Raw genomic sequence first — 14,442 nt, forward strand, 5'->3', positions numbered from 1 at the left:
GGGGGTACTCCTACGACTTAGTCAGGTTTTTGATGGCGTTGCGGACACGTTCGTGTTCGGTCTCAAGAAAGCTCTGGCCCATTTCATAGGCACGCTGAATCTCGACCATGCGGGCCAGCTGAGAGATGGCATTGACGTTGGAGCCTTCGAGAAAGCCCTGAAGCACGCGCGCTTCTCCGGCCACTTCGATTTCTCCATCAACACGGAACATGACCCCGTCTTCACGGACCATCTGGTAATTCTCTTCCGGCTTGAAAATGCCGATCTGTCCAAGGGCGCGACCGTCCGCGCTCAGCGTGCCATCGGCGCCGAATTTGATCGACTTGGCATCCCCCGGAATGAAGACCGGCGCCCGGCCCGCATCCAGAACCCGATGGCCATCCATAGTGACGAGATCGCCTTCGGCGTTGGTAGAAAACGCCCCCGACCGGGTCAGGCGCTCACCCATCGGAGTTTCGACCATGAAGTAACCGTCGCCTTCAATAGCGAGATCGAGGTCGCCGCCGGATTGGGTCAGCGCCCCCTGTGCCATGGAGGTGTTACGGATGTTGGCCCGCCCCATCGACAGGGATTCCTGGCCGGGGGCAGACTGGATGAACTCCGAGAAGATCAAGCCTTCAGCCCGGTAGCCGGTGGTGGCGGAATTGGCGATATTGTTTGCCACAACACGCATTTCGCGCATCAGACCGGATTGGCGGGACAAGGTGGTGTAACCGGTGTCTCCCATTACAGACCTCCTGAAATCAGCGGCACAACGTGCCCATCAAAAAAGGCGACCAGGGTCTGCGTCATGAACCCCATGGTCATCCAGAAAACGACAAGAATGGCGGTAAGCTTCGGGACAAAGGTCAGGGTCATTTCCTGCACCGATGTCAGAGCCTGAAACAGGCCGATCGCGAGGCCAACAACCAGCGCGACCAGCAGAACCGGCGTCGACATCATGACCGCAGCCCATAGAGCCTGGCGCAGAGTGTCGTAGAAAAGCCCTTCGCTCATCATCGGCTTACACCGGCATCCGCAGGATTTCCTGATAGGCTTCGACGACCTTGTTGCGCACGGTCACTGCGGTTTCCACGGCAAGCTCCGTCTGTGCCAGTGCCTGTACCAGGGCATGCGGATCGCCGTTGCCGGTCATGGCGGTGACCGAGACCTGCTCGCTTTGTTGGAGCGTGCCGGCAAATTCCTCAAAGCTGGCCTTGATCCGAGCTTCGGCGCTTGTTGGCGCGTGCTCGGGGTCAACTTTGGTTGCGGGACGCGCTGCGGCATAGCCGTTTGTGGCGGAAAGACTGCGAATATCCATTCTGGATCTCCAAGTATGTCAGTGTGTTTCAGAAAATTTCGATGTTATCTGCGCAGCAGTTCCATCAGCGAGGACGACATCTGCCGCCCCTGTTCGAACATCTTGAGGTTGGCCTCGTAGCTGCGCTGAGCTTCACGGGCGTCGGCAATCTCGATCATCAGATCGACGTTGGACCCTTCGTAATGACCGCTGTCGTCAGCCAGCGGATGCGAGGGATCGAAGATCTGCTCCAGGTCTGACCGGTCCAGACGCACCGGACCAACTTCGACCTTCTCGACATCCGTGCGCAGATCTCGCACCGCTTCGAACGGCACGGTCTTCCGACGATAACCGGGCGTGTCCGCATTGGAAATATTCTCCGACACGTGGCGCAGACGGCTTGCCTGTGCCTTCAGTGCGCTTGCGGAAACGGAAAGAGACTTGGAAAATTCGCTCATGATCTAACCTCCTCAGTTCCGGCCAAGGCTGCTGCGCAAAACGTTCATCGACGATTTGTATATCGCCAAAGCACGATCATGCTGCCGCTTCACCTCGACCCCTTTCAGGATTTCGGTTTCGATCGAGACGGAATTATCGTTGGGGTCAGTGCTGTTGTTGGTCTGGGTCACAGCCCAGTCCATCCCATTGCCTGAGGCACCGTTCAGATGGTTGGAGCGGCTGGCGATCATGTCGCCGGGGCGCGAACCCTGAGCGTATACCTCTTTGAAAGGCTTGATATCCTTGGCATGGTAGCCTGGCGTGTCGGCATTGGCGATGTTCTGTGACACCAATGCCTGGCGCTTCCCTGCATGGGTCGCCATTGAGTAGGCAATCTTAAAGACGTTCAGTTCTTTAAACACCGGGGCTTCTCCCTCGATCAATTTCAATCAAGGCTTAACCCCAATTCCTTTAGAAATTGTTTTCAGGAACAGTTGGAGACACCAGAACATGATCTCAGCCATCAACGCATTGACTCAGGATTTGGCGAACAAAAGACTGTCTTCGGCGGTGGGTCGGGTGTCGGAAATATCAGGTGGTGCAATCACCGTATCGGGGTTGAACGGCCAGGCACGTATCGGTGACCGCCTGATTCTGCGCAGAGCCGGAAGCGACCCGTTGCAAGGCGAGGTCATGAGAATTTCTGGCAGTGAAGTCAGCATGTTACCTGATACAGCGCCAGATCGCGTGGCGATTGGCGATGCTGTACTTCTGCATCCGACGCCGGATTTTGCGCCTTCTGACAGCTGGATCGGCCGGGTGATTGATCCCTTTGGTGCAGCATTGGACGGACGTCCTCTCATGCGCGGCGAAGCCACGCGGGACCTGATGGCTTCGCCGCCCAAAGCCGCCTCACGTCGCCCGATGGGAGAACGACTCGCCACTGGGCTGGCGGTGTTCAATACGATTCTGCCAATTGTAAAAGGTCAGCGTGTCGGACTTTTTGCCGGATCCGGCGTGGGGAAATCCACGCTGCTGTCAACATTGGCGCAGAATATGGAAGCTGATGTGGTTGTTATTGCGCTCATTGGCGAGCGCGGACGCGAGGTCAACCACTTCGTCAAGGACGTGCTGGGTGCCGAGGGGATGAAGCGTGCGGTGGTCGTCGCGGCCACATCGGATCAGTCGGCACTGGTTCGCCGTCGCTGCGCCTGGTCGGCTATGGCGGTTGCTGAACACTTTCGCGACCAGGGGAAAAATGTCTTGTTCCTGGCAGATTCGGTGACCCGGTTTGCCGAGGCACATAGAGAAATTGCCGTTTCATCCGGCGAGGCTCCGGCACTGCGTGGATACCCGCCTTCGGTCACTCCGCTGATCACCGGCCTCTGCGAACGAGCCGGTCCCGGGAACGAGAATCAGGGGGATATCACAGCTATTTTCAGTGTTCTGGTTGCAGGCTCCGATATGGATGAGCCGATTGCCGATATTCTGCGAGGCGTCCTTGATGGTCACATCGTGCTCAACCGCGAAATCGCGGAGCGGGGGCGGTTTCCGGCTGTCGACGTTTCGCGTTCCGTCTCCCGTAGCCTGCCCGCCGCTGCATCGCCTGACGAGAATGCAGCAATTCTGGATGTTCGCAAATACCTGGGCGCCTATGAGCAATCCGAAGTTATGATTCGCGCAGGCCTTTACTCCGAGGGCAACGATGTCACGCTTGATCAGGCCGTAAAGCTCTGGCCTGAGTTGGATTCCTTCTTCGGTAGAGCAGACCCGGAAGGGATACAGAGCAGTTTCAACCGCTTGATGCTGATGATGCGACGCGCCGTGGCGATCCGATAGGGCAATCTTGTACCCCGTTTTCTATCGACGGACGCCAGCAGTACATCCGCATAGTCAAGACGACGTCCTGCGAGCAGATGCAGATTGTGAGCAGACTGACATATGGAGAGGTTTGTGATCCGCACAGGCCGCGCAGGGTTCTGACGGGACGGAGCAGCAGCTTCTCCAGCTGGTTGAAAACTGCGCCAATGCCTCATGTCAAGGATATCGAACCTGCTTCAGACGCCGCGCACGGTCCAGAACAGGGCGCATAGCTCTCCTGTGTGCACGCGCTCCAACCAGAGATCTATCCAGGGCGAAGTGATCAGCATCACAGCAATCTGTCACAGATCAAAGGCCGCCGACATCTGCCATATCGATCAAGCATTTGGAAAAATCCGCCCCGCCGCTACAGATAAGAATGGCGACATTGAGGTGGTCTGGGCGGGCCGCTGCACCACGCAAGTGATCTCATTCATGCTGATGCCGTTAGATGCTGCGTCTGCCAATCGATCCGAGGGACGAGCAATTCGCTCTGAGCCAGCGGATCTGATTGGGATGTCCACCGTTTGACTGGGGTGTCTGCCGTTATCACGATATGTACATGAGGCGAGGCAGAATATTCAAACTCAAGCTCTGTGTGAGACGCCCGCTTTGACGCCCACTGAACCGCACCGGGTTTGCCGGAGGCTTCAACTCCTGAGTAGGATGAAGTCACAATGAGCAAGACAACAAACAAGTATTCTCCTGAGGTCCGCGAGCGTGCGGTGCGTCTGGTGCTGGACAACCAGGGCCAGCACAGTTCCCGCTGGCAGGCAATCATGTCGATCTCTGCGAAGATCGGCTGTTCGGCGCACACGCTGAATGAGTGGGTGAAGAAGGCGGAAGTCGACAGCGGCAAGCGGGCGGGTGTTCCAACTGATGTCGCCGACAGGATGAAGGCGCTTGAGCGGGAGAACCGCGAACTGCGCCAGGCGAACGAGATCCTCCGCAAGGCATCGGCGTATTTTGCGATGGCGGAGCTCGACCGCCGGTCGAAGTGATGGTGTCATTTATCGACATGCATCGCGGTGAGCATGGGGTCGAGCCGATCTGCACTGTCCTGCCGATTGCCCCTTCCACGTATTACGAGCATCTGGCGAAGCGGGCCAATCCGGCCCGGTTGTCGGACCGTGCCCGGCGTGACGCGGCATTGCGGCCCGAGATCCTGCGTATTTTCGAAGAGAACTGGCGGGTCTATGGCGTGCGGAAGATCTGGCGGCAATTGCAGCGGGAGGGTTTCACTGTTGCCCGCTGCACGGTCGCCCGGCTGATGAAGAGCATGGGTATGCAAGGCATCATCCGGGGCAAGCCGCACAAAACCACGGTGCCCGACAAAAGGGCCCCGTGCCCGCTGGACAAGGTGAACCGGCAGTTCCGTGTGCCCGCGCCCAACATGCTCTGGGTCAGCGATTTCACCTATGTTGCCACCTGGAAGGGGTTCACCTATGTCGCCTTCGTTATCGATGCCTATGCCCGCAAGATCGTTGGTTGGCGTGTCAGCACCTCGGCGCATGCCGGGTTCGTTATCGATGCTCTGGAGCAGGCTGTTCACGAGCGGCGGCCGACAAAGGCGATGGGGCTTGTTCACCACTCCGACCGCGGCAGCCAATACCTGTCGATCAAGTACACAGAGCGGTTGGGAGAAGCTGGTATCGAGCCCTCTGTCGGCAGCGTCGGAGACAGTTACGACAATGCCCTGGCCGAGACGATCAACGGCTTGTTCAAGGCTGAGGTCATTCACCGCCGCGGCCCTTGGCGCAACTGCGAGGCGGTGGAATACGCAACACTCGAATGGGTGGATTGGTTCAACAACCGCCGCCTGCTCGAACCCATTGGGAACATCCCGCCGGCAGAAGCAGAGGCCAATTTCTACACCGCTCTGGAAACTGAGGGCATTGCCGCGTAACTAACTGAAATCAGCCTCCGGCAAACCCGGTGCGGTTCACACACCTGGATTGTGCTTCACAGGCCCAAGGCGGCCTGATCATTCTCTGTAATGACAATTCCAGCCGACGATGCCGTTTCCGGCATGATCGGCTGAGAACTCACGATGGGCGCACTGCCATCAACCGGTCTTCGCGTGGCAAGAGGGTGCGCAACGCTTTCAAGCACCGGTAATGGTTGTCGGAGAGAACCGCATCAGTGGCCTCTGCCAGCGAGGCGCGACTGTCCGGATCGGTAAAGACCTGGCTCAGCTCTTCAATCCGGCGCAACATCTGCAAGCGATCTTCCTCGCCGTCAACATCGCCAGACAGGACCAGCTGCGCGGCGTAGCAGACGCGACGTACCGGCGTGTTGGCTTCTTCGGGATGGATGGCATCGCGCAGGCGCAGGATGTTTGCATCCGGAGTTACGATCGACAACCGGCTGCGCCGATCCCCGTTTTCAATTACTGCACCATTCACCAATACCCGCTCTTTCGGGGCAAGTTTCAGGACCAATCCGCTCATATTCAGGACGCTCCGCTGCGAAGGCCACGCATAATGGCCGTGTTGATTTCCACCAGCAGCCGCACGTCCGCTTTGCGGGCCAAGACTTTACTGGTGTGTTGATGGGTAAATTCCCCAAGCGAGAGCAACTGAGCTTTCAGTTCATCCGGGAGTGGGTTCCCTGGACTTGCAACTTCGATTGAAAAGATCGACCAGAGTTTACGGTTGTCGGTGAGCGCTGCGGCAAGTTCGGTAAACCCAGGCTTACCTTTCTGTGCGGCCGCAACCATGCGACGTGTTACTCGGGCAATGACTTCATATTCGAGGTTCTTTGCAGTTCGGGTCGGGGCCTTCGCCGCCGAATAGGCGCTCTTCGCCTTTAGAAGGGCATTCACGTGTTATCCTAACATGTAATCTACAGATTCTCTGCGATAGGGGATCTGGGGCGCGCAACAGCGCCCCAGATCAAGCTGTCATTAACGGAACAGCTGCATCAGGGTCTGTGGCGCCTGGTTTGCAATCGACAATGATTGCACCGCCAGCTGCTGCTGGGTTTGCAGCGCCTTCAGCCTTGCAGAGGATTCCTCCATATTCGTGTCGGTCATGGTGCTGACGCCCATTGTCAGGGAGTCGGACAGTTTCGACACAAACATGCCCTGGTCGGACAGACGGTTGGAGTCCGCACCCAGCTGAGCTGCCGCATCAATTGCGTTGCCCAGCATGGTTTCGATCTCGGTCAGAGCAGTAGACGCGGTGGCAACGTCGGTGATGCTGGTGATACCCGCTGTGCTGATGTTTGTTGCCGAGTCGATCGAGGTCACAGTGATTGTATCTGCGGCCGGATCCAGTCCACCCAGAACAGTCAGTGCAGTGGTGACCGTATCATCGAGCAGGTTCGCGCCGTTGAATTCAGCAGAGTCGATGATCGACTCGATCTGCGCCGCCTTCTTGGCAATGCTGTCCTGAATCTTAGCATGGTCAACGTTTTCCGAGTTCGCGGAAACCGCCAGCTGCCGCATCTCGGTCAGAGTTTCAACGATCTGCTCCGCGCCGGACAGAGCAACAGCAACAGTTGCCTCACCAACGCCCAGGGATTCCTGAACCGACTTATAGGCGGCGATGTCGGAGTCCATGGTTTTGGAGATCGCCCAAACGGCCGCGTTGTCTTTGGCCGAACCGATACGTTTACCGGTCGAAATCTGGCTCTGCGTTTCGTCAAGGCTGTTGTTCACGGACTGCAGGGTCTGCAGTGCAACCATTGCGCCGTTGTTAGTCAGAATGCTGGACATAGCATGTATTCCTTTGATTAGAGGCGTTTTGACCTCTGGTTTCCCTGCCCCGAAGGGCGCTCTCTGACGTCTTTCTGACTATGCGTTCCGCCGTCCGGCTTCCGCGCCACCCTCTTTGGAAGGTGCAAAGTGACATTGGCCTACTATGTGCTAAAGGAGTGCTAATGCCGGAAATTCCATTGCTAGAATTTTCCCTAAATTGGGCTGGTTATGCCCGTTTTTCCAAGCTGGGTGTGCCCCCGGTCGCAAAGCGGGTTTTCCGCCCCGACTGATCATAGACATCCAGCCCCTTGCGCACACGACGCAGTTCGGCCATCCGGGCAGCCACCGCCCGAATACCTTCCATCGCGCTATCAAGCAGTACCTGATTGCGCGAAACCTTGCCCTGGACATGCTCTAGAGCCTCGCGCTCCAGATCGGCTGTCATATTCAGCGTCGTGATGATTGCCTCTTTTTTTGCAAGCAGCGGCTCCAGCGCCTGCAGATTGCCACTGACCAATGCCGCGCGTTCGGCATCAAGCAGGGAATCGAGTTCCTCAATCAGTTGTTGCGGTGTCTGATCAGTCATTGGTCTGTGCCTCTTTCAATGCGTGATAAAGTGATTCTGCCAGGCCGATACCGCCTGCTTTGGAGATCTGCTCCGCCTGTGCGCGCACAAGAAAACTGGAAAACTGATCTTCGCCCGCGCCGCCGCCCATGGTTTCGCGGCTTTCGCCAAGGCCTGCGGATTTCAACATTTCTGCAAGAAAGGTCGCCTCAAGTTCCTGAGCTGCTTTGCGCAGCGGGTCTTGTGGCGGTTTGATCACTTGGGGACGCTGTAGCGCCGGTAGTTGAGCAATCTGTTCCATGATGTACCTCATTCTGAGACGTCGAAATTGCTTCGATTTTTTCTATTTTGGCGGATGATCGGTTAAAATTGCCGTAACCGATTGGCGTTAAGGTGCATGGATCGAGATAGAATGTCTGGAAGCCAATGTTTATCAACGCACTTACGACTCCCACCTCTGGTGGAGCGCAGGGATCGGAGAAGATCCAGCAAGGCGAATCGGCAAAATCGCGTAAAGGCGCAAGCTTTGACGCGGTTATGGCAGAGACTGCAAAATCTTCGGATAGCGCAGAAACCGCGGTGACCGAGGTTGAGGAACTCGTAGAACAGCAGACCTCAGCGTCCGGCGCTTCGGAAAAAGCGAATCAAACCGTACAGGATGGTGACGCAGAGGCGCCCATCGGCGAAGCCCGGCAAGATACGTCGAGCGAAGTACAGATTTCTGAAGACCCCAAAATCGTGATGGTTCAGCCGGAAACGACAGCTGAACAGCATGAGGTGCCCAACGCGCATCCTGCGCCGGTGGTGATCGGCCAGAGCGGCAGTCAGACCGATGGATCATCTGATCCCGATGCCGAAAGCGGCAAGCAGGCGATGCAATCCGAAAGAACGGTTGGCGGCGCGTCGGATGATCAGGCTGCTGACCTTAAAGCAGCCTCGGATGCTGCAAAAACTGCCGGATCCGCTGCGATGATCCAACAATCTGAAGCTGGGGCACAGGCGGTGGGTGATCCCCGCAACGGAGGGCTTCAAGGGGCGCAGTCTGAGACAGCCAGCATGCCGGAACGCGCCGCAGCAGAGGCGAATCAAAAGCTTGCGCTGAAAGGCGATCCGACGAGCGCCGAAGCCAAGGCGGATCGACAATTGACCGGTGATCACCGCACAGCGACGCCCGAGGTGCCTGGCACCGGTGCAGGATTGAACCGCCAGCCTGCAGGCACTGATGCCCTTGCGCAGTCCACATCACGTACTCAGGCGGAACAAAAAACCGCGCGGTCGCTGGCTGCAACTGCACCGCAGTCTGAAGCGGCAAAGGAGGCGGTTAAACCCCCTTCGGCGCAGCAGACCCAGCCCGTCGAGCAACAGCGGACGGCAACACCGATCCCGGTAGAGGCAGCACTGCCGCCCGTACGAGAGAAATTTGAAGCCCGGCGCGCCGCGTCTGAGCAGATACAGCAGAACACAGCCGCTCAGACCGCTGCACATATCCCGCAGGGCACCTATTCGACGGCCCGCTTCGGCCTTGGTGCCGGGGCCCTGACTGCCGCGATGCCTAGCGCCAACGCCACTTCGGCGCTAGCGCTTGATTCGCTGACCTCAGCAGAGGCCGGAGGGGCCAAGGTCACAGGCGGCAGCACAGGAATGGAACTACCAGGCCTGGCGCAATTGCTGACCGAGGCAACCGTGAGCCCGGGAACCGTTCACAAGCCGGAAACCCCTCGTCTGATTGCGAATCAGATGGCCGAAGCCCTCGCGATGAAAGGGGATCGCAACGTTGACGTTGCTCTAAATCCCAAGGAGCTGGGGCATGTGAATATGCGTGTTTCAGTCACGGATACCGGCGTCAGCGTCATGATCCAGACCGAACGCGCCGAAACCGGCGATCTGATGCGCCGCCATATCAACGAACTGGCAGATGAATTCCGGCGCATGGGATTTGAGGATATCTCGTTCCAGTTCTCAGGCGGTGAGACCTCCAATCAGGGCGGTGGCCATGACGCCTCCCATACCCCAGCGGGTCGATCCGCAGGGCGTGGCGAGGAAGAGATGGCCGATCTCCCCGTAGAACCGATGACACAATCACTCAACCTCGGTGAGGTTGGGCTTGATATGAGGATGTAAGACGATGACAACTGTATCGGGTGCTGCGGCACCGCAACAGCAACAGGCAGCGACCGCCGCGCCGGAACCGAAAAAAGCCACCGGAATTGCCTCTGACTTTGAGACGTTTCTGAAGATGCTCACGGCGCAGGCGCGATATCAGGACCCTTTGGAACCCATTGATTCGACAGAGTACTCTGCGCAGCTGGCACAGTTTTCCATGGTCGAGCAGCAGGTTCAGGGCAATGAGGTTCTGGAAGGTATCCAGGCCCAATTGGGTCTCGCCAATATGGCAGCTATGTCGGGCTGGGTCGGTATGGAAACCCGGTCTGCGGCGCCTGCCTATTTTGACGGGACCAATCCTGTCACCGTGTCGCCCAATCCAGCCCAGATCGCGGACACTGTTCACCTGGTGGTCAAGGATGATAGCGGAAAGGAAGTTCAGCGGATCAGCCTACCGGTCACTGCCGAGCCGTATCAGTGGCAGGGTATTGACGATGACGGGTACGCGTTTGATGCTGGCAGCTATAGTTTCACGCTGGAAAGCCAGAAAAACGGTGAAATCGTTCTCTCCGATACTGCTGAGACCTATACAAGGGTGAAAGAAACTCAGATGCGGGGCAACGAAGTGGCCTTGATCCTTGAGGGCGGCTCGGCGATTTTGGCGTCATCGGTGACAGCATTGCGTGAACCTACGGCACCTGCAGTCTGACGCATAATGGCACCGAAGACCTGGACTGTGTGGTAACACAGACCATAGCGACGGAGCCTGACCTGCAACACCATCGGACACAGTTCGAAACACGTTTTCTTGCGCATCTCGCTGGCCTCGGCCTGAGCGACGCTGCGCCATGTCCGCTGCTGGGCGGTCGCTCCAACCGGGTCTGGCGGTTGGGCGGTATTGTTGTGAAGCTCTATGGCAGAGGCAATGCCAACCCGCTGTTTGCCAATGATCCCTCACGCGAGCAGGCGGCACTCAGCGCGCTTTACCGCACTGGCATGGTGCCGTCTCCGCTGGCCGCGGGTCAGTTCGAAGGGCGCGACTGGCTGGCCTATCAACACTCGCCCGGGGTGACCTGGTCATCCGGTACCACCCATGTGGCAGAACTGCTGGGACGTCTGCACACACAGCCTGTCATTCCAGATCTACCAAACGGCATATCCGGCAGCGCAGAGATTGCCGCCCAGACCCGCACCATTCTGGGCCATTGTCGCATGGGCAATGACCTGTTGCGAATTGCACCCACGAGACCTGTCGCACCGCTTGGCGTCCCTAGCCTCATCCACGGGGATCCGGTTCCTGGCAACATAGTGACCTGCGATGGGCAGCTGACATTGATCGACTGGCAATGCCCACAGATCGGGGATCCGGCGGAGGACATCGCGCTATTCCTGTCTCCGGCAATGCAGCAGGTCTATCGCGGTGCACCGTTATCGGCAGTTGAGGAGGCGGCATTCCTGGCGGCCTACCCTGATCCGCAGGTCGTGGCGCGCTACCTGGAGTTGAAACCTTGGTTCCACTGGCGTATGGTGGCCTATTGCCGGTGGCGCGACGAACGCGACGGTGAGGCGGACAGCCGCGCCTATCGGCTGGAACGGGCGGCTCTGGACGCGTGCCTCGCAGCCGCCTGAGGGGCTTTGCGAGAGCCATTTCGCAACAACACCGTCAATCCCAAATTCATTGTTTCCAAATAGCTTACATGGCATATTGTGCGGAATGTCGCTGGCGGTGATGCGGTCGAGTTGACGACAGTCCGACACGGCACCTTTGCAACCGGGGATGGAAGCAGTCTTGAGCCTTTGGGAGTCTTATCGCATGCGGCTGCGGCGGAAACGCCGGATCCTGCGTGCCATGCGCAAGTCCCGCGAATTGTCATCGGTTCAGGATCAGACCGATCAGATCCGGCCCGGTGACATACTGCTGGTGACAACCCTGCGCAATGAACAGATCCGGCTGCCATATTTCCTCGATTACTATCGCAAACTGGGCGTCAATCATTTCCTCGTCGTAGACAATGGATCGGTCGACGGAACGCGCGAATATCTGCAAGGCCAGCCCGATGTCTCGGTCTGGCACACAGTGGCCAGTTACAAGCGTGCCGGTTTCGGCATTGATTGGATGAACCATCTGAAACGTCGCTACGCCCATGGTCACTGGGTGCTGGTCGTCGACCCGGATGAGCTGTTCATCTACCCGTTCTGCGACAGTCGTCCGCTGCGGGCACTGACCGACTGGCTCGACAATTCTGCGATCCGTAGTTTCTCGGCCATGCTGATTGACGTCTATCCAAAAGGGAAACTGGATGCCGTTCCCTATCGCGCCGGACAGGATCCGCTCGAAATCGCCAATTGGTTCGACAGCGGCAACTACTCGATCAAGCGCAATCCGATCTATGGCAACCTGTGGATCCAGGGAGGGCCGCGGGCGCGTGTGTTTTTTGCCGATCAACCAAAGAAAGCACCGGCGCTGAACAAGATCCCGCTGGTGAAATGGGATCGCCGCTATACCTATGTCAGCTCGACCCATGCCTTGCTGCCACGCGGCCTCAATCAGGTCTATGAAACGGATGGTGGCGAAAAGGCCAGCGGCGCCTTGCTGCACACAAAATTCCTCCACACGTTTGTGACCAAGGCCGAGGAAGAGATGCTGCGTGAACAGCATTATGCGGGATCGGCCGAATACAAAGCCTACGCCAAGGCCGTAGAGGATCAGCCAGAACTCTGGTGCAAGTGGAGCGAGAAATACATCAACTGGCGCCAGCTGGAGATTCTTGGCCTGATGTCCAAGGGCAACTGGGCATGAGCACGGTTGGCATCGTCTTGCTGGTCCATACGGCACTGGACCGGGCCGAACAGGTCGCGCGCCATTGGGTCGCAGGCGGGTGCCCCGTTGTTCTGCACGTTGATAAGAAGGTCCCTCAGGCAACATTTTCTGCCTTCAAGGCCGCATTTGCAGGTGATCCAATGGTGCGGTTCTCGCGGCGGCATCGCTGCGAATGGGGGACCTGGGGCATCGTTGCAGCCTCTCAATCCGCATCCGGGCTGATGCTGGCAAAATATCCCTCGGTGCGGCATGTGTTTCTTGCTTCCGGGTCCTGCCTGCCGCTGCGCCCGGTGTCTGACCTGGTGGACTATCTTGCCGCCCGGCCCCGCACCGACTTCATCGAAAGCGCGACCACTGCCGATGTGCCATGGATTGTCGGCGGGCTAGATGTGGAACGGTTCACGCTGCGCTTTCCCTTCTCGTGGAAGAAACGCCGATACCTTTTTGACAAATATGTCTCGCTTCAGCGCAAGCTGGGCATCAAGCGCAGGATCCCCGACGGGCTGGTGCCTCATATGGGCAGTCAGTGGTGGTGCCTGACGCGGCAGACACTCTCGGCGATTCTGGAAGACCCAGACCGGCCGCGCTACGACCGGTATTTTCGCAAGGTCTGGATCCCGGATGAGAGCTATTACCAAACCCTCGTTCGGCTCTATTCCAGCAATATCGAAAGCCGGTCACTGACCCTGTCCAAGTTCGATTTTCAGGGCAAGCCGCATAATTTCTACGACGACCATCTGCAACTGCTGCGCCGGTCCGACTGCTTTGTCGCGCGGAAAATCTGGCCTCATGCGGATCGGCTCTATTCGACGTTTCTGGGCGATCAGCCGGATCTGATGAAAACCTCGGAACCCAATCCGGGCAAGATAGACCGGATTTTCTCCAAGGCGGTTGAGCGGCGCACCCGCGGTCGTCCCGGCCTTTATATGCAAAGCCGCCTTCCGGCCAACGGGCTGGAGAATGGCATCACCTGCAACCCCTACTCGATGTTTCAGGGTTTTACAGAGCTGTTCGAGAATTTTGAGGAGTGGTTGACCCAGGTCACCGGCGCAAAGGTTCATGGGCATCTTTTTGCCCCCGAGCGGGTGGAATTTGCTGACTGCCAGACGCTGATGAACGGCGGTCTGAGCGACAGTGCCAAGCTACGGGATTATCATCCCAAGGGGTTTCTGACCAATCTGATCTGGAACACCCGTGGTGAACGGCAATGTTTCCAGTTTGGACCGCAGGACAATCAGAGTATCAATTGGCTGGTAGCGCGCGACCCCAATGCACAGGTTTCGGTGATTTCCGGTGCCTGGGCGGTGCCCCTGTTCCGGTCCAACAGGAATTTCTCCGACCTGCGACGTGAAGCGGCACGATTGCAGCAGATCGAGGCAAAACATATCGAAATTCTCCGCTCCAAATACGTAAAGGCGCGTGTGCGGATCTGGTCGATGGCCGAATTTGTCGAATCTCCGATGGAGCCCCTACAGACCATTCTGGATGAATTCGGAGCACAGGCGCAGCGCCATCTGACGACGGCGCCAAGGATGGTGGATCTGGCGGGATTTGGTCAGTTTCTGCAAAATCTAAAGAACCAGGGGATGCACCCTTATCTGATGGGCGATTTCCCGGCGGAACAGGGGCCGTTGAACATGCCGAAGACGCCGCGCAAACCCTATTTGGTGCAATAG

General features: G+C 57.9%; 17 protein-coding genes and 1 other annotated feature. Of the genes, 7 read left to right on the forward strand and 10 right to left on the reverse strand.

All coding sequences use genetic code 11. The features are described 5' to 3' along the window. Positions 1–10: 10 nt before the first annotated feature. From WLQ66_RS14605 to WLQ66_RS14625, 5 genes are read right to left on the reverse strand one after another with little or no spacing between them, the layout of a single operon-like run. The gene (locus WLQ66_RS14605) at positions 11–727 is read right to left on the reverse strand and encodes a flagellar hook-basal body complex protein (RefSeq protein ID WP_340547058.1); all 717 of its coding nucleotides are present in this window, start codon (positions 725–727) and stop codon (positions 11–13) included. After that, entirely contained in the window at positions 727–999 is a 273-nt protein-coding gene (locus WLQ66_RS14610) for a flagellar biosynthetic protein FliQ (RefSeq protein ID WP_340547059.1), read from the reverse strand. Before WLQ66_RS14610 ends, WLQ66_RS14605 begins: the two co-directional genes overlap by 1 nt. Before the next feature lie 4 nt (positions 1,000–1,003). Next, positions 1,004–1,300 (reverse strand): flagellar hook-basal body complex protein FliE, encoded by a 297-nt coding sequence (fliE, locus tag WLQ66_RS14615; protein ID WP_340547060.1) that lies wholly within the window; start codon positions 1,298–1,300, stop codon positions 1,004–1,006. Between the two features lie 44 nt (positions 1,301–1,344). Beyond that, on the reverse strand, positions 1,345–1,737 hold the full coding sequence (gene flgC, locus WLQ66_RS14620; protein WP_340547061.1) for a flagellar basal body rod protein FlgC: 393 nt from the start codon (positions 1,735–1,737) through the stop codon (positions 1,345–1,347). A gap of 12 nt (positions 1,738–1,749) precedes the next feature. Further along, positions 1,750–2,139: a FlgB family protein gene (locus WLQ66_RS14625; protein ID WP_340547062.1), complete on the reverse strand. Its 390-nt coding sequence runs from the start codon at positions 2,137–2,139 to the stop codon at positions 1,750–1,752. An 88-nt stretch (positions 2,140–2,227) separates the two neighbouring features. Here WLQ66_RS14625 and WLQ66_RS14630 point away from each other — a divergent pair, with 88 nt between their 5' ends. Both WLQ66_RS14630 and WLQ66_RS14635 read left to right on the forward strand, forming a co-directional pair. Then, positions 2,228–3,556: a FliI/YscN family ATPase gene (locus WLQ66_RS14630; protein ID WP_340547063.1), complete on the forward strand. Its 1,329-nt coding sequence runs from the start codon at positions 2,228–2,230 to the stop codon at positions 3,554–3,556. Positions 3,557–4,254: 698 nt separating this feature from the next. Continuing rightward, positions 4,255–5,483 (forward strand): IS3 family transposase gene (locus tag WLQ66_RS14635; RefSeq protein WP_340546359.1). Its coding sequence is split into 2 segments (ribosomal slippage): positions 4,255–4,543 and positions 4,543–5,483, totalling 1,230 coding nucleotides; the frame shifts between segments, so codons are not numbered across the junction. Then, positions 4,536–4,652 (forward strand) — a sequence feature (AL1L pseudoknot). (Overlaps the previous gene by 117 nt.) 139 nt (positions 5,484–5,622) lie before the next feature. Here the strand turns inward: WLQ66_RS14635 and flbT are convergent. The 5 genes from flbT to WLQ66_RS14660 form a co-directional block, all read right to left on the reverse strand. Then, a complete protein-coding gene (gene flbT, locus WLQ66_RS14640; protein WP_014876468.1) occupies positions 5,623–6,027 on the reverse strand; it encodes a flagellar biosynthesis repressor FlbT in 405 nt (134 codons plus the stop codon). Positions 6,028–6,029: 2 nt separating this feature from the next. Continuing rightward, positions 6,030–6,401, reverse strand: coding sequence for a flagellar biosynthesis regulator FlaF (gene flaF / locus WLQ66_RS14645; protein ID WP_340547064.1), 372 nt, complete (start codon positions 6,399–6,401; stop codon positions 6,030–6,032). An 81-nt stretch (positions 6,402–6,482) separates the two neighbouring features. After that, a complete protein-coding gene (locus WLQ66_RS14650; RefSeq protein ID WP_340547065.1) occupies positions 6,483–7,295 on the reverse strand; it encodes a flagellin N-terminal helical domain-containing protein in 813 nt (270 codons plus the stop codon). A gap of 208 nt (positions 7,296–7,503) precedes the next feature. After that, positions 7,504–7,863: a flagellar export chaperone FlgN gene (flgN, locus tag WLQ66_RS14655; protein ID WP_340547066.1), complete on the reverse strand. Its 360-nt coding sequence runs from the start codon at positions 7,861–7,863 to the stop codon at positions 7,504–7,506. Continuing rightward, positions 7,856–8,143 carry a rod-binding protein gene (locus tag WLQ66_RS14660; protein ID WP_340547067.1) on the reverse strand — a complete coding sequence of 96 codons (288 nt, stop codon included), beginning with the start codon at positions 8,141–8,143 and terminating at the stop codon, positions 7,856–7,858. The genes flgN and WLQ66_RS14660 overlap by 8 nt, the downstream gene beginning before the upstream one ends. 236 nt (positions 8,144–8,379) lie before the next feature. Here WLQ66_RS14660 and fliK point away from each other — a divergent pair, with 236 nt between their 5' ends. The 5 genes from fliK to WLQ66_RS14685 all read left to right on the forward strand — a co-directional run bounded on the left by fliK (position 8,380) and on the right by WLQ66_RS14685 (position 14,442). After that, positions 8,380–9,963: a flagellar hook-length control protein FliK gene (gene fliK / locus WLQ66_RS14665; protein WP_340547068.1), complete on the forward strand. Its 1,584-nt coding sequence runs from the start codon at positions 8,380–8,382 to the stop codon at positions 9,961–9,963. A gap of 4 nt (positions 9,964–9,967) precedes the next feature. After that, positions 9,968–10,654 carry a flagellar hook capping FlgD N-terminal domain-containing protein gene (locus WLQ66_RS14670; protein ID WP_340547069.1) on the forward strand — a complete coding sequence of 229 codons (687 nt, stop codon included), beginning with the start codon at positions 9,968–9,970 and terminating at the stop codon, positions 10,652–10,654. Positions 10,655–10,683: 29 nt separating this feature from the next. After that, positions 10,684–11,574 carry a phosphotransferase gene (locus tag WLQ66_RS14675; protein ID WP_374015437.1) on the forward strand — a complete coding sequence of 297 codons (891 nt, stop codon included), beginning with the start codon at positions 10,684–10,686 and terminating at the stop codon, positions 11,572–11,574. Positions 11,575–11,758: 184 nt separating this feature from the next. Next, positions 11,759–12,745 (forward strand): glycosyltransferase family 2 protein, encoded by a 987-nt coding sequence (locus tag WLQ66_RS14680; RefSeq protein WP_340547070.1) that lies wholly within the window; start codon positions 11,759–11,761, stop codon positions 12,743–12,745. Beyond that, positions 12,742–14,442, forward strand: coding sequence for a DUF5927 domain-containing protein (locus tag WLQ66_RS14685; protein ID WP_340547071.1), 1,701 nt, complete (start codon positions 12,742–12,744; stop codon positions 14,440–14,442). The genes WLQ66_RS14680 and WLQ66_RS14685 overlap by 4 nt, the downstream gene beginning before the upstream one ends.

It is taken from the genome of Phaeobacter sp. A36a-5a, assembly GCF_037911135.1.
GTDB classification, from domain to species: domain Bacteria; phylum Pseudomonadota; class Alphaproteobacteria; order Rhodobacterales; family Rhodobacteraceae; genus Phaeobacter; species Phaeobacter bryozoorum.